The 17733-nt window shown below is 54.1% G+C and carries 14 protein-coding genes, 2 tRNA genes and 1 pseudogene; 1 reads left to right on the top strand and 16 read right to left on the bottom strand.

The features are described from left to right. Positions 1-150 precede the first annotated feature (150 nt). Positions 151-345, top strand: a pseudogene (locus ACSZO1_RS00990) (ChuX/HutX family heme-like substrate-binding protein); the annotation flags it as partial. A gap of 57 nt (positions 346-402) precedes the next feature. On the opposite strand, the gene ACSZO1_RS00985 reads toward ACSZO1_RS00990, so the two are convergent. The 16 genes from ACSZO1_RS00985 to ftsH form a co-directional block, all read right to left on the bottom strand. Next, on the bottom strand, positions 403-2286 hold the full coding sequence (locus ACSZO1_RS00985; protein WP_437608625.1) for a DEAD/DEAH family ATP-dependent RNA helicase: 1884 nt from the start codon (positions 2284-2286) through the stop codon (positions 403-405). 16 nt (positions 2287-2302) lie between these two features. Then, on the bottom strand, positions 2303-2359 hold the full coding sequence (gene yrbN / locus ACSZO1_RS00980) for a protein YrbN (RefSeq protein ID WP_437608627.1): 57 nt from the start codon (positions 2357-2359) through the stop codon (positions 2303-2305). Between the two features lie 104 nt (positions 2360-2463). Next, the gene (gene nlpI, locus ACSZO1_RS00975; protein WP_437608623.1) at positions 2464-3348 is read right to left on the bottom strand and encodes a lipoprotein NlpI; all 885 of its coding nucleotides are present in this window, start codon (positions 3346-3348) and stop codon (positions 2464-2466) included. 122 nt (positions 3349-3470) lie between these two features. Continuing rightward, entirely contained in the window at positions 3471-5597 is a 2127-nt protein-coding gene (gene pnp, locus ACSZO1_RS00970) for a polyribonucleotide nucleotidyltransferase (protein WP_437608621.1), read from the bottom strand. 312 nt (positions 5598-5909) lie between these two features. Then, positions 5910-6179 carry a 30S ribosomal protein S15 gene (rpsO, locus tag ACSZO1_RS00965; RefSeq protein ID WP_437608619.1) on the bottom strand — a complete coding sequence of 90 codons (270 nt, stop codon included), beginning with the start codon at positions 6177-6179 and terminating at the stop codon, positions 5910-5912. Between the two features lie 125 nt (positions 6180-6304). Further along, the gene (gene truB, locus ACSZO1_RS00960) at positions 6305-7249 is read right to left on the bottom strand and encodes a tRNA pseudouridine(55) synthase TruB (protein ID WP_437608617.1); all 945 of its coding nucleotides are present in this window, start codon (positions 7247-7249) and stop codon (positions 6305-6307) included. Then, a complete protein-coding gene (gene rbfA, locus ACSZO1_RS00955) occupies positions 7249-7650 on the bottom strand; it encodes a 30S ribosome-binding factor RbfA (protein WP_437608615.1) in 402 nt (133 codons plus the stop codon). The genes truB and rbfA overlap by 1 nt, the downstream gene beginning before the upstream one ends. Positions 7651-7717: 67 nt before the next feature. Continuing rightward, positions 7718-10390, bottom strand: a complete 2673-nt coding sequence (infB, locus tag ACSZO1_RS00950; protein ID WP_437608613.1) for a translation initiation factor IF-2 — start codon at positions 10388-10390, stop codon at positions 7718-7720. Positions 10391-10407: 17 nt separating this feature from the next. Then, positions 10408-11895: a transcription termination factor NusA gene (nusA, locus tag ACSZO1_RS00945; RefSeq protein ID WP_437608611.1), complete on the bottom strand. Its 1488-nt coding sequence runs from the start codon at positions 11893-11895 to the stop codon at positions 10408-10410. Positions 11896-11919: 24 nt separating this feature from the next. Then, positions 11920-12372 (bottom strand): ribosome maturation factor RimP, encoded by a 453-nt coding sequence (rimP, locus tag ACSZO1_RS00940; protein ID WP_437608609.1) that lies wholly within the window; start codon positions 12370-12372, stop codon positions 11920-11922. A 212-nt stretch (positions 12373-12584) separates the two neighbouring features. Then, positions 12585-12661: transfer RNA gene (locus ACSZO1_RS00935), tRNA-Met, on the bottom strand. A gap of 59 nt (positions 12662-12720) precedes the next feature. Beyond that, positions 12721-12807: transfer RNA gene (locus ACSZO1_RS00930), tRNA-Leu, on the bottom strand. Positions 12808-12885: 78 nt separating this feature from the next. Continuing rightward, the gene (gene secG / locus ACSZO1_RS00925) at positions 12886-13218 is read right to left on the bottom strand and encodes a preprotein translocase subunit SecG (RefSeq protein WP_437608607.1); all 333 of its coding nucleotides are present in this window, start codon (positions 13216-13218) and stop codon (positions 12886-12888) included. Positions 13219-13436: 218 nt separating this feature from the next. After that, the gene (gene glmM, locus ACSZO1_RS00920) at positions 13437-14771 is read right to left on the bottom strand and encodes a phosphoglucosamine mutase (protein WP_437608605.1); all 1335 of its coding nucleotides are present in this window, start codon (positions 14769-14771) and stop codon (positions 13437-13439) included. A 4-nt stretch (positions 14772-14775) separates the two neighbouring features. Then, positions 14776-15612 carry a dihydropteroate synthase gene (folP, locus tag ACSZO1_RS00915; protein WP_437608603.1) on the bottom strand — a complete coding sequence of 279 codons (837 nt, stop codon included), beginning with the start codon at positions 15610-15612 and terminating at the stop codon, positions 14776-14778. Between the two features lie 86 nt (positions 15613-15698). Continuing rightward, a complete protein-coding gene (gene ftsH, locus ACSZO1_RS00910) occupies positions 15699-17630 on the bottom strand; it encodes an ATP-dependent zinc metalloprotease FtsH (protein WP_437608601.1) in 1932 nt (643 codons plus the stop codon). Positions 17631-17733 lie beyond the last annotated feature (103 nt).

The raw sequence follows: 17733 nt of genomic DNA, 5'->3' as shown, positions 1-17733 counted from the left end.
GGGAGACCGTGTAAGAAAGCGTTAATTCCCGGCGTGATCGACAGTATGCCAATCAGTGATCGGAGGCATGCCAAATCGTGATCGGAGATGGATGCCAAATCATGATCGACCTTGATGCCAAACCGTGATCGATTCACATGCCATTTTGCAATCAAAGCAGAAAACTGCGCGCATATCGCGCTGGTGGAACGCAAATTTATGGGGATGGACACCGCGTCGATTCTGTTTCTGAACGCAGCAGGGGGCGCGATGTTTAAAATCTTTGCCGGCCGTGACGATCATCGTCAGTTGCTGGCGGAGCAGCTGTCTGCCTTCCGCACCCTTGCCCGGACACTGACGCAGTAAATCACAGGCGAAAAAAAACCAGCCCGCAGGCTGGATTTTTTTATTACGTCTTAATGATTACGCATCACGACGACGGGTTGGCGCATTGCCATCCTGACGTGGACCACGGTTGCCGCCGTCACGGCTGAAGCCGCCACGACCGCCTTCGCGACCACCTTCACGGCCGCCGAAACCACCACGGCCACCGCCACGACGCTCGCCGCCGCGATCACCACGGTCACCGCGGTCGCCACGATCGTTGCTGCGCGGTTGCGCATCGCCCAGCAGTTGCATATTCATTGGTTTGTTCAGAATACGCGTGCGGGTGAAGTGCTGCAGGATGTCGCTTGGCATACCTTTTGGCAGTTCGATAGTCGAGTGAGTACCGAACAGCTTGATGTTGCCAATGTAACGGCTGCTGATATCGCCTTCGTTAGCAATCGCGCCAACGATGTGACGAACTTCAACACCATCATCACGGCCCACTTCAATGCGGTACAGTTCCATGTCACCAACGTCACGACGTTCACGGCGTGGACGGTCGCCATCACGTGAATCACGCGGACCACGGTCATTACGATCGCCACGACGGTCATCACGACGATCGTCACGCTCTTTGAACTCGCGACGTGGACGTGGAGCCGGATCCGGTGGCAGGATCAGAGGACGTTCGCCCTGTGCCATTTTCAGCAATGCTGCAGCCAGGGTTTCCATATCCAGGTCTTCTTCCGGCTGCATTTTGCTCAGCAGTGCACGGTACTGATCCAGATCGCTGCTTTCCAGCTGCTGCTGTACTTTGCCGGCAAATTTCGCCAGACGACGCGCACTCAGCAGTTCTGCGTTTGGCAGATCCACTTCAGGAATCGTCAGTTTCATGGTACGTTCGATGTTACGCAGCAGACGACGTTCGCGGTTCTCAACGAACAACAGTGCGCGACCTGCACGACCTGCACGACCGGTACGGCCGATACGGTGTACGTAAGACTCAGCATCCATTGGGATATCGTAGTTAACGACCAGGCTGATACGTTCAACGTCCAGACCACGGGCCGCAACGTCAGTTGCGATCAGAATATCCAGACGGCCATCTTTCAGGCGCTCCAGCGTCTGCTCACGCAGTGCCTGGTTCATATCACCGTTCAGCGCGGCGCTGTTGTAACCGCTACGCTCCAGGGCTTCAGCCACTTCCAGCGTCGCGTTTTTGGTGCGCACGAAGATAATCGCAGCATCAAAATCTTCTGCTTCAAGGAAGCGTACCAGTGCATCAGTTTTACGGCCGTAAGCGGTCCAGTAGCTCTGGCTGATGTCCGGACGAGTGGTCACGCTGGACTGGATACGTACTTCCTGCGGCTCTTTCATAAAGCGACGGGTAATACGACGAATCGCTTCTGGCATGGTCGCGGAGAACAGCGCGGTCTGATGACCTTCCGGGATCTGCGCCATGATGGTTTCAACGTCTTCGATGAAGCCCATACGCAGCATTTCATCAGCTTCGTCCAGAACCAGTCCGCTCAGATTAGACAGGTTCAGCGTACCGCGTTTCAGGTGGTCCAGCAGACGACCCGGAGTACCGACAACGATTTGTGGTCCCTGACGCAGTGCGCGCAGTTGCACGTCATAACGCTGGCCGCCATACAGGGCCACAACGTTTACGCCGTTCATGTGTTTAGAGAATTCAGTCATTGCTTCCGCAACCTGCACCGCCAGTTCGCGGGTCGGTGCCAGTACCAGCAGTTGTGGTGCTTTCAGGCTGGAATCAACGTTATTCAGCAGCGGCAGAGAGAAAGCCGCGGTCTTGCCACTGCCAGTCTGTGCCATGCCCAGTACATCGCGGCCCGCCAGCAGATGAGGAATACATTCAGCCTGGATTGGAGATGGCTTCACGTAACCCATATCGTTCAGGGCGGACAGGATGGAGGCGTTCAGGCCCAGGTCAGCAAAAGTGGTTTCGATCTCAGTCATGTAGTACACAAGCCTCTTAAATTACGGCGGCCAGTCTACATAACTCGTCGTGAAAATTTTCAATCATTTTCATCAAAAAGTGTGAACCGGCTCAAATTAGTGGTTTCGACGAACAAAAAGGCCCTCATCCGTGAAGATGATGACATTTCAGAAATTCAGGCAAAGAAAGTCCGTCAGCTATTGCTGGTCAGATTCTGATAGATCGTCTTGTGTCTGGCCGAGTAGCGCCAGCTCCAACAATGCGTATCGGTGCTCAACGAAGTTATTTACGTTGTTCGCGACCGCCAGTTTGAACAACGCTTCTGCGTTGTCCTTCTCCCCCAGACTTAGGTAGTACTTACCTAAATAGAAGTTGGTTTCACTGAGATGTTCAGCGAGCGAGGTGTTATCCGTTGCGTCCGCCTGGAGACGTTCCATCAGCACTGCTTCGCTGATGTCGCCAAGGTAGAACTCGACAATATTCCATCCCCATTGATCTTTCACCGCTTTGTCATAACGCTGTTTCAGCGCGACTTTCGCTTTGTCAGCATCAATCTCACGTTCGGTCAGATAGAGCCACAAGCTACGGAAAGGATCGTTAGGATCGTCTTGATAAAACGCCAGCAGATCATCTTGCGCTAACGGGTATCGTCCACCGTAGTAGAGGGCGATGCCACGATTCAAATGCGCATAGTTGTAAGTTGGATCAAGCTCAAGTACAGAATCAAACGCTTCATAGGCAGCATCAAAATTGCCTGCCTGCGTTAAATATATGCCTAAGTAATTGAATACTTCAGGCATATCCGGTCTGATCGCCAGCGCTTGTGAAAAATCATTTCGCGCTAATGCCCTCAGACCCAAACTATCATACAACACTCCGCGCTCATATAACAGCTGTGCGCGTTCATCATCGGTCAGCGCCCGACTGGCAAGTATTTGTTCCATGCGCGCAAGAATGACTTCCTGCTGCAAAGTGGGCTGTAGTGGCACTGCCAGAACATCGTTCTTACGCCAATCGGAGTTGCTGCATCCTGCCAGCGAAATAGCTGTCGCAACGAAACACCAGCGCAAAAAAGGCTTCATTTCCCACTCCCGAAAACAAACATTGGGATGAACATCCTGTCATCCGCCTGCCGTGCACAAGGTATCCCGCCTCGCGATGAAACAGCTCTCCATGCACGCATGGAGAGCTCAATGGTCAATCGTTACTCAGCTTCTGGGTTAACGTCAGCTGCGGCTTCAGGCTGCTGCTCTGTCGCTTCTTTAATGCTCAGACGCACACGGCCCTGACGATCAACTTCCAGTACCTTCACCGGTACTTCCTGACCCATCTGCAGATAGTCGGTCACTTTCTCTACACGCTTGTCAGCGATCTGAGAAATGTGCACCAGACCTTCTTTACCGCCACCGATGGCCACGAAGGCACCGAAATCGACGATACGGGTCACTTTACCGTTGTAGATACGGCCAACTTCGATCTCAGCAGTGATCTCTTCGATACGGCGAATCGCGTATTTCGCTTTTTCACCGTCAGTTGCTGCGATCTTCACGGTACCATCATCTTCGATTTCGATGGTGGTGCCGGTTTCTTCGGTCAGCGCACGGATCACAGAACCGCCTTTACCGATCACGTCTTTGATCTTGTCCGGGCTGATCTTAATGGTGTGAATACGTGGCGCAAACTGAGAGATATCGCCACGTGGCGTGCTGATAGCCTGTTCCATCACGCTCAGGATGTGCAGACGCGCGCCCTTAGCCTGGTTCAGAGCCACCTGCATGATTTCGCGAGTGATACCTTCAATCTTGATGTCCATCTGCAGCGCGGTGATACCGTCACGGCTACCGGCCACTTTGAAGTCCATATCGCCGAGGTGGTCTTCGTCACCCAGGATGTCAGACAGTACAACAAACTTCTCGTCTTCTTTCACCAGGCCCATCGCGATACCCGCAACAGCAGCCTTGATTGGCACGCCTGCGTCCATCAGAGCCAGAGAAGCACCACAGACAGAAGCCATAGAAGAAGAGCCGTTAGATTCGGTGATCTCAGACACCACACGCACGGTGTAAGGGAATTCTTCCAGTTTTGGCATCACGGCCAGCACGCCGCGTTTCGCCAGGCGACCGTGACCAATTTCACGACGTTTTGGCGAGCCAACCATACCGGTTTCACCCACGGAGTATGGAGGGAAGTTGTAGTGGAACAGGAAGCTGTCGGTACGTTCGCCCATCAGCTCGTCCAGGCTCTGCGCATCACGGGCAGTACCCAGGGTCGCGGTAACCAGCGCCTGTGTTTCACCACGGGTGAACAGAGAGGAACCGTGAGTACGTGGCAGCACGCCAGTACGCACATCCAGACCACGGATCATATCTTTTTCGCGACCATCGATACGCGGCTCGCCGTTCAGTACACGGCTACGCACCACGTTTTTCTCGATGGCGTGCAGGATGTCGCCGATTTCTGCGTCGTCCAGAGACTCATCTTCCGCCAGCAGGGTTGCGATGGTTTCCGATTTGATCACGTCAACCTGAGCGTAACGCTCTTGTTTGTCAGTGATGCGGTAAGCATCGCTCAGACGTGATTCCGCCAGAGCCGCAATACGGGAAGTCAGCTCGGTGTTAACAGCTGGCGCCTGCCAGTCCCAACGCGGTTTACCGGCTTCAGCAACCAGCGCGTTGATGTTTTCGATAACCACCTGCTGCTGGTCGTGGCCAAATACCACCGCACCCAGCATCTGCTCTTCGCTCAGGATATCCGCTTCGGATTCCACCATCAGCACCGCACCTTCGGTACCGGCAACCACCAGGTCCAGTTTGCTCTGCTTGATTTCGTCGCTGGTTGGGTTCAGTACGTACTGATCGTTGATGTAACCCACACGAGCAGCACCGATTGGGCCGCTGAACGGTACACCAGACAGGCTCAGCGCAGCAGAAGCACCGATCATCGCCACGATATCCGGGTTAACCTGTGGGTTAACGGAGACAACGGTCGCAATCACCTGGATTTCATTGAAGAAACCTTCCGGGAACAGAGGACGTACCGGACGGTCAATCAGACGCGCGATCAGGGTTTCGCCTTCGCTTGGACGGCCTTCACGACGGAAGAAGCTGCCCGGGATACGGCCAGCAGCATAAGTACGCTCCTGGTAGTTCACCGTCAGCGGGAAGAAGTCCTGACCTGGTTTGGTTTTTTTCTGAGCAACCACGGTAACGAACACTGCAGTGTCGTCCATGCTTACCATCACGGCGGCAGTCGCCTGACGAGCCATCATACCGGTTTCAAGGGTAACGGTATGCTGACCATACTGGAATTTACGTACGATCGGATTCAGCAAAATAATATCCTTTACTCTAAGCAGGCACTTTCATCGTGCCCTGCCGTGGATTTTCAATCTTCCTCTGCATCCTCGCGACTAATGACAACCTTTATTCCATTCCACGCTGGATAAAGCCTCTCATTAGCCGCGCGAACCTCTGCAACGAAAGATCACACCTGACAACAATACATTAGTTTGCCTGAGAATGCTGCTCATTACCGGAAAAAAGGGGCCATAAGGCCCCTTTTTAGCGAAACTCGCACGAATCTGTCCACCAAACCGCGCTTTCATCAGGTTTACCTGAAAACGGCATGCGGACAGACTCTCAGACTAGCGACGCAGACTCAGACGCTCGATCAGGCTGGTGTAACGTGCAACGTCTTTACGTTTCAGGTAGTCCAGCAGTTTACGACGCTGAGAAACCATGCGCAGCAGACCACGACGACCGTGGTGGTCTTTTTTGTGCTCGGCAAAGTGACCCTGCAGGTGATTGATCTGCGCAGTCAGCAGAGCAACCTGAACTTCGGTAGAACCGCTGTCGTTAGCGCCACGACCGAAATCAGCGACGATTTGTGCTTTAGCTTCAACACTTAGAGACATGTTACCACTCCAAAATTTAAGTAAATGTACAGGCGCCGATCTCTAATTCAGCTACCCAGAATTACACCCTCAGGGGGTGCAAAGCCGCGCTATTCTACTCTGAGTCCGTTACGTTAGCAAATGACTCAGTCAGAATATTCCACGACCAGACGACGCGGCGCGACGCGGCCATCATCGTCAATTTCCGCCATACCGATAAACTTATGCTCGTCGCCTTCAGTGACGCGCACCAGTCCTTCACGCGGCGCACCCGCCACCTGTACCGGCTGCCCCTGCTTAAAGTAAGCAGCCACGACCGACAGCAGATTAACCTGCGGGAACGCTGCCGCCGGGCTGTCCATCGGCATCAGCAACGCATCCAGTTTTTCCGCTGGCGCGAGGCCTTCGGTATGTGCCTGTTCTGCCAGTGCCTGTAACTGCTCAAGCGTCACCATCTTACTGATCGGATAGCTGGCCACCTGCAGACGACGCAGCATGGTGACATGCGCACCACAACCCAGCTTCTCACCAAGGTCATCGATAATGGTGCGAATATAGGTGCCTTTCGAGCAGTGAATTTCCAGCTCCAGCTCTTCGCCTTCATGGCGGATGAACAGCAGTTCATACACCACGATGCTGCGCGCTTCACGTGGCACTTCAATGCCTTCACGCGCATATTCGTACAGCTTGCGCCCCTGATATTTCAGCGCCGAATACATCGATGGCACCTGCTGCGTCTCGCCGCGGAAGCTGTCGAGTGCGGCAGCCAGCTGCTCTGCGCTGAATGTTAGCGGGCGCTCACTGATTACCACACCATCTGCATCAGAGGTATCGGTGCGCTGACCAAGACGGGCAATCACACGATAACGCTTATCGGAATCCAGCAGATATTGCGAGAACTTGGTGGCTTCACCGAGGCAAATCGGCAGCATGCCGGTCGCCAGCGGGTCCAGCGCCCCGGTATGTCCGGCGCGATTGGCGTTGTAGAGGCGTTTCACTTTTTGCAGCGCATCATTGGAGGACAGGCTCTGTGGCTTATCCAGCAGTAATACACCGTGAATATCGCGACCGCGACGACGAGGACGACTCATTAATCCTCCTTGTCGTCTTCCGCGGCAGAACGACGTTCAACGTCATTCTTAATCACGTTAGTGACAAGGTTAGACATACGCATCCCTTCAACCAGCGAGTTATCGTAGAAGAAGGTCAGTGCCGGCACGATACGCAGACGCATCGCTTTACCCAGCAGGGAACGGATATAACCTGCCGCATCATCCAGCGCACGCAGGGCGGCTTTAATCGCGGCTTCGTCTTTGTCTTCGAGGAAGGTGACAAACACTTTGGCATAAGCCAGATCGCGTGACACTTCAACGCCGGACACAGTAACCATCATGCCCAGACGCGGATCTTTAATCTCACGCTGCAGAATCATCGCGATCTCTTTCTGTAATTCCTGGGAGACGCGCTGTGGGCGACCAAATTCTTTCGCCATAATAATACTCTCCAAATGATTCGGGAGGCCTGAGGCCTCCCGAATAAGTCACTTAGTCAGGCGACCATCAGGCGATGGTGCGTTGAACTTCGATAACTTCGAACACTTCGATCATGTCGCCTGGGCGAACGTCGTTGTAGTTCTTCACGCCGATACCACATTCCATACCGTTACGGACTTCGTTAACGTCATCTTTGAAGCGGCGCAGGGATTCCAGCTCACCTTCATAGATTACCACGTTGTCACGCAGGACACGGATTGGGTTGTGACGTTTCACGTTACCTTCAGTCACCATACAGCCTGCAATAGCGCCAAATTTCGGTGATTTAAAGACGTCACGCACTTCAGCCAGACCGATAATCTGCTGTTTGTACTCAGGCGCCAGCATACCGCTCATCGCCGCTTTCACTTCGTCGATCAGATTATAGATAACGGAGTAGTAACGCAGATCCACGTTTTCTGAATCAATCACGCGACGCGCAGAAGCATCCGCACGCACGTTGAAGCCGAGGATAATCGCGTTCGATGCTGCTGCCAGCGTGGCGTCGGTTTCGGTGATACCACCCACGCCCGAACCGATAATCTTCACCTTCACTTCGTCGGTGGAGAGTTTCAGCAGAGAATCGGAGATCGCTTCCACAGAGCCCTGTACGTCAGATTTCAGTACGATATTCAGCTCAGACACTTCGCCTTCAGTCATGTTAGCGAACATGTTTTCCAGCTTAGATTTCTGCTGACGTGCCAGTTTAACTTCGCGGAATTTGCCCTGACGATACAGTGCCACTTCACGCGCTTTCTTCTCGTCACGTACCACAGTCGCTTCATCACCCGCAGCCGGCACGCCGGACAGACCGAGGATTTCCACTGGAATGGATGGACCCGCTTCCAGCACTTCGCGACCCAGTTCGTCACGCATCGCACGCACGCGGCCATATTCGAAGCCACACAGGACGATATCGCCTTTGTTCAGCGTACCTTCACGTACCAGCACGGTTGCAACCGGACCACGACCTTTATCCAGGAAGGATTCGATCACTACGCCGCTCGCCATACCTTCACGGATAGCGGTCAGTTCCAGGACTTCTGCCTGCAGCAGAATCGCATTCAGCAGGTCGTCAATACCGGTACCGGCTTTCGCAGATACGTTGACGAACATGTTCTCACCGCCCCACTCTTCCGGAATGATTCCGTACTGGGTCAGTTCGTTCTTCACGCGATCCGGATCAGCTTCTGGCTTATCACATTTGTTCACCGCGACCACAACAGGCACACCCGCCGCTTTTGCGTGCTGGATAGCTTCGATGGTCTGTGGCATCACGCCGTCGTCCGCCGCAACCACCAGGATAACGATATCCGTCGCCTGCGCACCACGTGCACGCATCGCGGTAAACGCGGCGTGGCCCGGGGTATCGAGGAAGGTGATCATGCCGTTGTCGGTTTCGACGTGGTAAGCACCGATGTGCTGAGTAATACCGCCCGCCTCGCCTGAAGCGACTTTGGTGGAGCGGATATAGTCCAGCAGAGAGGTTTTACCGTGGTCAACGTGGCCCATGATGGTCACCACTGGTGCGCGGGATTCCTGCGCAGCATCGGTGTCACGGTCGTCCATTACAGCCTCTTCCAGCTCGTTTTCGCGGCGCAGGATCACTTTGTGACCCATCTCTTCCGCAACCAGCTGAGCGGTTTCCTGGTCGATGACCTGGTTGATAGTCGCCATCGCGCCCATCTTCATCATCGCTTTGATAACCAGAGAACCTTTCACCGCCATTTTGTTCGCCAGTTCGGCAACGGTAATGGTTTCACCGATGATCACATCACGGTTAACAGCCTGCACTGGCTTGTTGAAGCCCTGCTGCAGTGAGCTTGGCTTACGCTTGCTCTTACCGCCACGGGTCGCTGCACGCGCTTCTTCGCGATCGGCTTTCGATTCGGAGTGCTTGTTGCCTTTTTTCGGGCGGGAAGCCTTCGCAGGACGACCACGACCGCCTTCAACTTCACGATCGTTTTCATCTTCAGCCTGACGGGCATGCTGTGAGGTGGTCACATGATAGTCAGTGGTGTCTTCCGTTTCTTCAGAAGCTTCAGTCCAGCCACTGCCTTTCTCTTCCGCCATTTTACGTGCTTCCTCTGCTACACGCTTCGCGTCAGCTTCGATTTTACGGCGCGCTTCTTCTTCAGCTTTACGCTTCAGTTCTGCGGCTTCGGCTTCGCGACGGGCTTTCTCTGACTGGTTGGCCCGGGTTACTTCATCGGTATGTTGATTGCTCACTTTCTCTTTTTCCGCTGCTTCGCGTCTGGCTTTGTCGGCGGCTTCGCGTTTGGCTTGATCTTCAGCTTCACGTTGCGCTTTTTCTGCTGCTTCACGTTTAGCCTTTTCTTCAGCCTCGCGACGAGCCTGTTCTTCCGCTTCACGCTGCGCTTGCGCCTCTGCTTCCGCCTGGTCAGCGTCAGATTCGCCTTTCACATAAGTGCGCTTTTTGCGGACTTCGATTTGCACCGATTTACTTTTACCCCCGGTGCCAGGAATATTCAAGGTGCTGCGCGTCTTGCGCTGCAGAGTCAGCTTAGCTGACGCGCTGCCATGTTCACGGTTTAGGTGCGTCAGTAAGGTCTCTTTTTCCTGCTGGGTCACAGAGTCAGTTTCAGACTTACGGATACCTGCATCAGCGAATTGCTGTACCAGGCGCTCCACGGAAGTCTGAATCTCTGCGGCCAGCGATTTTACGGTTACATCTGTCATGCTGTTCCTTCCTGTTATTACGCGTCGTCACCGAACCAGCAAATATTGCGCGCCGCCATAATCAGCTCGCCCGCCTGCTCATCGCTCAGGCCTTCAATATCTGACAGATCGTCAACACCCTGCTCAGCAAGATCTTCCAGCGTGCAAACGCCTTTTGCCGCCAGTTTAAATGCCAGTGCGCGCTCCAGACCTGGCAGATTCAGTAAATCTTCCGCAGGTTTGTTGTCGCCGAGGCTCTCTTCTTTGGCTAATGCCAGGGTGGTCAACGCATTTTTTGCACGGTCGCGCAGCGCTTCTACCGTATCTTCATCAAGGCCGTCGATTTCCAGCAGTTCGTTGATTGGCACGTAGGCCAGCTCTTCCAGAGTGGAGAAGCCTTCTTCAACCAGAACGGTGGCGAAATCTTCGTCGATGTCGAGATGTTTGGTAAACACGTCAATGGCTGCATGCGCTTCAGCCTGGTGCTTCGCCTGCAGATCTTCGACCGTCATCACGTTCAGTTCCCAGCCGCTCAACTGAGAAGCCAGACGCACGTTTTGGCCGTTACGGCCGATCGCCTGAGCCAGGTTACCGGCTTCAACAGCGATATCCATGGTGTGATTATCTTCATCCACCACGATTGAGGCGACGTCAGCAGGGGCCATCGCGTTGATAACAAACTGCGCCGGATTGTCATCCCACAGCACGATATCAATACGCTCACCGCCCAGTTCACTGGAGACGGCCTGCACACGCGCACCACGCATACCTACGCAGGCACCGACCGGGTCGATACGCTTGTCGTTGGTTTTCACCGCAATCTTGGCGCGAGAGCCAGGATCACGTGCAGCCGCTTTAATTTCAATCACTTCTTCGCCGATTTCCGGCACTTCGATGCGGAACAGTTCGATCAGCATCTCCGGTTTGGAACGGCTGACAAACAGCTGCGCGCCACGCGCTTCCGGGCGAACGGCATACAGCACGCCGCGAATACGGTCGCCTGGGCGGAAGTTTTCACGCGGCAGCATATCTTCACGAATGATCACCGCTTCAGCATTGCTGCCGAGATCCAGCGTGATGTTGTCGCGGTTCACTTTCTTCACCACACCCGTGATGATGTCGCCTTCCTGCTCGCGGAACTGATCGACCACCATCGCGCGCTCAGCTTCGCGCACTTTCTGCACGATAACCTGCTTCGCCGTCTGAGTCGTGATACGGTCAAAGGTGACGGATTCGATCTGGTCTTCCACATAATCGCCCAGACCCAGCGCTTCATCTTCGAAACGCGCCGCATCCAGTGTGATTTCGCGGGTTGGCTGGGTGACTTCGTCCACCACTAACCAGCGACGGAAAGTATCGAAGTCGCCGCTTTTACGATCGATTTCAACGCGAACATCGATCTCTTGTTCGTATTTCTTCTTGGTCGCCGTCGCCAGTGCGCTCTCCAGCGCTTCGAAAATTTTCTCACGCGGGAGGGCTTTTTCGTTAGAAACTGCTTCGACAACAGCTAAAATTTCTTTGTTCATCCTGGTTAGCCTCAATCCGGACGTTTAAAAGTGGGGGACCAGATTCGCTTTCTGAATGTTGCTCAGAGCGAATACTTCATCGCTACCCTCAACGGTAACCGTGATCATTTCCCCTTCAACAGATTTAATGATGCCCTGCCATTTGCGGCGGTTTTGTACGGCCATACGCAATACCAGACTCACTTCTTCGCCAGCGAATCGCGCGTAGTGTTCAGCGGTAAACATGGGGCGATCGAGACCTGGTGAGGAGACTTCAAGGTTATAAGGCACGGTGATCGGATCTTCAACATCCATCACGGCGCTCACCTGATGGCTCACATCAGCACAATCGTCAACATTGATACCGTCTTCACTATCAATATAGATGCGCAGAGTGGACGTACGTCCGCGGACAAACTCAATACCGACCAGTTCGTAGCCCAGCGCTTCTACCGGTGCCGAAATCAGCTCTGTTAATTTTTGCTCTAATGTGGACAAGGCCACCCCCAAGACATAAAAAAAGGGCTTATTAGCCCAGTGTTACGATAGCCTGATAACAAAAAACCCCGAAAATTCGGGGCTTAATGCGACTGGACCCTGTACGCCGCAATTGCGGCTCGGCGCACCATCCAAAAGAATTTTTTTCAAAACTCGCTGTGACGCGCCATAAGATGCATACAGTATATTTGAAAAAGAACTCTAAGGGAAAGTGGTTGCGGGGGCCGGATTTGAACCGACGACCTTCGGGTTATGAGCCCGACGAGCTACCAGGCTGCTCCACCCCGCGTCCGAAAACGTGGCGAATATTACGCCGAACATGCATAAAATGCAAGTAATACTGAGATTTGGTACCGAGGACGGGACTTGAACCCGTAAGCCCAATCGGGCACTACCACCTCAAGGTAGCGTGTCTACCAATTCCACCACCTCGGCACTATTTACGACTTTTTACGACTTTTAAGCCGGCGACGTTTTTATTTCTGTCGCTGCGAAATGTTTACTGCTTCGGGCTTACTTAGGGATATCGCTGCTCGGCGTTGCCGGTTGCGCTGGCGCAGTCTGTTCAGACTTTGCTGGTGCAGTCAGGTTTTCCCATTCGCTGCCTTTGCTGGTTTTGTTGCTGTTCAGGTTACCCAGAATCAGGCTGATAATGAAGAACAGGGTGGCCAGCACTGCGGTCATACGGGTCATGAAGTTACCTGAACCGCTTGAACCAAACAGAGTACCGGAGGCGCCTGCACCAAAGGAGGCTCCCATATCAGCACCTTTACCTTGCTGCAGCATGATCAGACCGACAAGGCCGATTGCCACCAGAAGGAAAATCACTAACAGAGCTTCGTACATAATCAACCTGTTCCTTGCGCGCTAAACGCACATCTAAAAGCTTCAAACCAGTTACGTGGATACGCTATGCAATACCCATCAGAAGCGGGTGTGAATACTAACCAAAGCACCCTGCACGCGCAAGCGCAATTTCAACACCAACGACTGATTGCGGAAAAAAACGGCAAAAGAGGGAGTTAACGCCCTCCCCCATTGCATGGGGGAGGGGGACGAAAACATCAAACTGCTTTCACTGCATCCGCAATACGATGCGCCAGCGCAGTGACCTGCGCTTCATCTTCACCTTCCACCATCACGCGGATCAAGGGCTCGGTGCCAGATTTGCGCAATAACACGCGGCCACGGCCATGCAGCTCTTTCTCTACGTCAGCGGTGATCGTTTTCACTGTCTCATCTTCCAGCGGGTCAGTTTCGCCGCTGAAACGCACATTCACCAGTATCTGCGGCAGCAGTTTCATGCCGCTGCACAGATCGTGCAGTGTCATATGGTTACGCTGCATCGCGGCCAGCACCTGCAGACCGGCGACAATGCCGTCACCAGTGGTGGTTTTGTCCAGCAGGATCACATGGCCGGAGTTTTCTGCGCCGATGCGCCAGCCTTTTTCCTGCAGCTTCTCCAGCACATAGCGGTCACCCACTTTGGCACGGGCAAACGGAATCCCCAGCTGTTTTAACGCCAGCTCCAGACCCATATTACTCATCAGCGTGCCGACCACGCCGCCACGCAACTGCCCCTGACGCAACCCTTCGCGGGCGATGATATACAGAATCTGATCGCCATCAACCTTATTGCCGAGGTGATCCACCATCATAATACGGTCGCCATCACCGTCATACGCCAGGCCGATATCGGCTTTCTCCGCCAGGACACGCTCCTGCAGCATGCGAACATCAGTCGCGCCGCACTCTTTGTTGATATTCATCCCGTCAGGCTGGCAACCGATAGCAATCACCGTGGCACCCAGCTCACGCAGCACATTTGGCGCAATGTGATAAGTGGCGCCATTGGCGCAGTCGACGACAATCTTCAGCCCTTTCAGGCTCAGCTCACTCGGGAAGGTGCCTTTGCAGAACTCAATATAGCGACCAGCGGCATCAACGATGCGGCTGGCACGGCCCAGCTCGGCAGATTCGACGCAGGTGATCGGCTTTTCCATTTCAGCTTCGATCGCTTCTTCCACATCATCCGGCAGCTTGGTGCCGTCGATGGAGAAGAACTTAATACCGTTATCGTAGTACGGGTTATGCGATGCGGAAATCACGATGCCCGCTTCCGCGCGGAAGGTGCATGTCAGGTAAGCCACCGCAGGTGTTGGCATCGGGCCGGTAAATGCCGCAGACAGTCCTGCCGCCGCCAGCCCGGCTTCCAGCGCCGACTCCAGCATATAGCCAGAGATACGAGTATCTTTGCCGATGATAATTTTCTTTGAGCCGTGACTCGCCAGCACTTTGCCCGCCGCCCAGCCCAGTTTGAGCACAAAGTCCGGCGTAATAGGCGTCTCACCCACTTTGCCGCGGATGCCATCGGTACCAAAATACTTACGATTACTCATAGCGTTACTGTTCCTTCGCTGAACGTGTCGCCTCGACAACTCGCATCGCCTCGACGGTTTCTTTAACATCATGCACGCGGATAATCTGCGCGCCCTGCATCGCGGCAATCACCGCACAGGCAATACTGCCGGTTAACCGCTGTGACGGTCCGACATTAAGCAGCTGGCCAATCATTGACTTGCGCGACATTCCCACCAGCAGCGGCAGACCAAAGTGATGGAAATCGGCCAGATGCGCCAGCAGCTGATAATTGTGGGAGAGATTTTTACCGAAACCGAAGCCCGGGTCGAGCAGCAACTGCTCTTTTTTGATCCCGGCAGCGGTACAACGGGCAATCTGCTGCGCCAGATACGCATCCACCTCGGCGACAATATTTTGATAGTGTGGTGACTGCTGCATCGACTGCGGGTCACCCCGCATATGCATCAGGCAGACCGGCAGGCCACTTGCCGCAGTGGCTTCCAGTGCGCCAGGCTCCTGCAGTGAGCGAATATCATTAATAATATGCGCACCGGCACGCGCAGATTCACGGATGACTTCGGCTTTCGAGGTATCCACCGAAATCCAGACTTCAAAACGCTGGGCAATGGCTTCCACCACCGGAACCACCCGGTCCAGCTCCTCCTGCACACTGACTTCCGCCGCACCTGGACGGGTCGACTCACCGCCAATATCGATAATCGTCGCGCCCGCGTTAATCATCTCATTGGCGTGGGTCAGTGCTGGCACCAGCGTGTTATGTTTGCCGCCATCGGAAAAAGAGTCGGGAGTGACGTTCAAAATGCCCATGACTTGTGGATAAGAGAGATCCAAAACCGAGTTTCTGGCGTGCAGCTTCATTTTGCTTTCCTTTGGCAGAACAACTTAATTTTAAACAGAAAAAACCCCGGTCTGCGCCGGGGTTTTGGTCGATTCGACAAGCCGAATTATTTGTCGCCTAACTGCTCAGACATTGTGTTGCCTGGGTTTGGCGTACGCGGTTCGTCAACCGGACGTGGTGCTTTTGGCGTACCGTTATTATCGGAATTGGTGCTGCCTAGATCTTCCCAACCCGCTGGCGGACGCACATCACGGCGTGCCATCAGGTCATCGATCTGCGGAGCATCAATGGTTTCATACTTCATCAGCGCGTCTTTCATCGCGTGAAGGATGTCCATGTTTTCATTCAGCAGGCGGCGTGCACGCTGGTAGTTTTGCTCAACCAGCGATTTCACTTCCTGATCGATAATACGCGCAGTTTCATCGGACATATGCTTGGCTTTCGCGACGGAACGGCCAAGGAATACCTCGCCCTCTTCTTCCGCGTACAGCAATGGACCCAGTTTGTCCGAGAAGCCCCACTGCGTCACCATGTTACGCGCGATGTTGGTCGCGACTTTGATGTCGTTCGACGCACCGGTAGAAACATGTTCCGGACCGTAGATAATCTCTTCCGCCAGACGACCACCGTACAGCGTGGAGAGCTGGCTTTCCAGTTTCTGGCGGCTGGCGCTAATCGCATCGCCTTCCGGCAGGAAGAAGGTCACCCCCAGCGCACGGCCGCGCGGGATAATGGTCACTTTATGCACCGGATCGTGTTCCGGCACCAGACGGCCAATAATCGCGTGTCCGGCTTCGTGATACGCGGTGGACTCTTTCTGCTGTTCCGTCATCACCATGGAGCGACGTTCCGCACCCATCATGATTTTATCTTTGGCTTTCTCGAACTCGACCATCGACACGACACGGCGGTTACCGCGCGCAGCGAACAGTGCGGCTTCGTTGACGAGGTTAGCCAGGTCCGCACCAGAGAAACCTGGCGTACCACGGGCAATCACTGATGCTTCGATATCGGGTGCCAGCGGCACACGACGCATATGCACTTTCAGAATTTGCTCACGACCACGCACGTCTGGCAAGCCAACCACCACCTGGCGGTCAAAACGGCCTGGACGCAGCAGCGCAGGGTCCAGCACGTCAGGACGGTTCGTCGCAGCGATAACGATAATACCTTCGTTACCTTCGAAACCATCCATTTCAACCAGCATCTGGTTCAGTGTCTGCTCACGTTCATCATGACCACCGCCCAGACCAGCGCCACGCTGACGGCCAACGGCGTCGATTTCATCGATAAAGATGATGCACGGCGCGGCTTTCTTCGCCTGCTCGAACATGTCACGCACACGGGAAGCACCAACACCGACGAACATTTCGACGAAGTCAGAACCGGAAATGGTAAAGAATGGCACTTTCGCTTCACCGGCGATCGCTTTCGCCAGCAGTGTTTTACCGGTACCCGGTGGCCCCACCATCAGCACGCCTTTCGGAATTTTACCGCCCAGTTTCTGGAAACGGCTTGGCTCGCGCAGGTATTCCACCAGCTCGCCCACTTCCTCTTTGGCTTCATCACAGCCAGCAACATCAGCAAAAGTGGTTTTGATCTGATCTTCCGTCAGCATACGGGCCTTGCTCTTGCCGAAGGACATCGCGCCCTTACCTCCGCCGCCCTGCATCTGACGCATAAAGAAGATCCAGACACCAATCAACAGCAACATCGGGAACCAGGAGATAAAGATAGACGCCAGCAGGCTTGGCTCTTCTGGTGGTTCACCGACTACTTTTACATTTTTGGTCAACAGGTTATCGAGTAACTTGGGATCGTTGACAGGGATGTAGGTCGTGTATCGGTTACTGTCTTTTTTCGTTACGTTGATTTCACGCCCGTTAATACGTGCCTCGCGGACCTGATCCTGGTTCACTTCCGACAGGAAGGTTGAGTAATCAACCCTACGGCCATTCGACTCGCTGGGCCCAAAGCTCTGGAATACCGACATCAGCACAACTGCGATGACTAACCAGAGAATCAGGTTTTTCGCCATGTCACTCAAGGGATTAACCTCATATTACAACTGTGTTAACAGACAGCTAAGGGTACTATAGAACCTTGATATCTGGAACCACAGTGATGTTGCCAATGGTTCC

It is taken from the genome of Erwinia sp. V71, from assembly GCF_965644245.1.
In the GTDB taxonomy this organism is placed as follows: Bacteria; Pseudomonadota; Gammaproteobacteria; order Enterobacterales; family Enterobacteriaceae; genus Erwinia.
Note: the sequence above shows the minus strand (reverse complement) of the source record. Positions and strands in the feature narration are given on the sequence as shown.

Coding starts and splice junctions, on each gene's coding strand:
- ACSZO1_RS00985 (WP_437608625.1), bottom strand. CDS start 2,286: ATGACTGAGATCGAAACCACTTTTGCTGACCTGGGCCTGAACGCCTCC.
- nlpI (WP_437608623.1), bottom strand. CDS start 3,348: ATGAAGCCTTTTTTGCGCTGGTGTTTCGTTGCGACAGCTATTTCGCTG.
- rpsO (WP_437608619.1), bottom strand. CDS start 6,179: ATGTCTCTAAGTGTTGAAGCTAAAGCACAAATCGTCGCTGATTTCGGT.
- truB (WP_437608617.1), bottom strand. CDS start 7,249: ATGAGTCGTCCTCGTCGTCGCGGTCGCGATATTCACGGTGTATTACTG.
- rbfA (WP_437608615.1), bottom strand. CDS start 7,650: ATGGCGAAAGAATTTGGTCGCCCACAGCGCGTCTCCCAGGAATTACAG.
- infB (WP_437608613.1), bottom strand. CDS start 10,390: ATGACAGATGTAACCGTAAAATCGCTGGCCGCAGAGATTCAGACTTCC.
- nusA (WP_437608611.1), bottom strand. CDS start 11,895: ATGAACAAAGAAATTTTAGCTGTTGTCGAAGCAGTTTCTAACGAAAAA.
- secG (WP_437608607.1), bottom strand. CDS start 13,218: ATGTACGAAGCTCTGTTAGTGATTTTCCTTCTGGTGGCAATCGGCCTT.
- glmM (WP_437608605.1), bottom strand. CDS start 14,771: ATGAGTAATCGTAAGTATTTTGGTACCGATGGCATCCGCGGCAAAGTG.
- folP (WP_437608603.1), bottom strand. CDS start 15,612: ATGAAGCTGCACGCCAGAAACTCGGTTTTGGATCTCTCTTATCCACAA.
- ftsH (WP_437608601.1), bottom strand. CDS start 17,630: ATGGCGAAAAACCTGATTCTCTGGTTAGTCATCGCAGTTGTGCTGATG.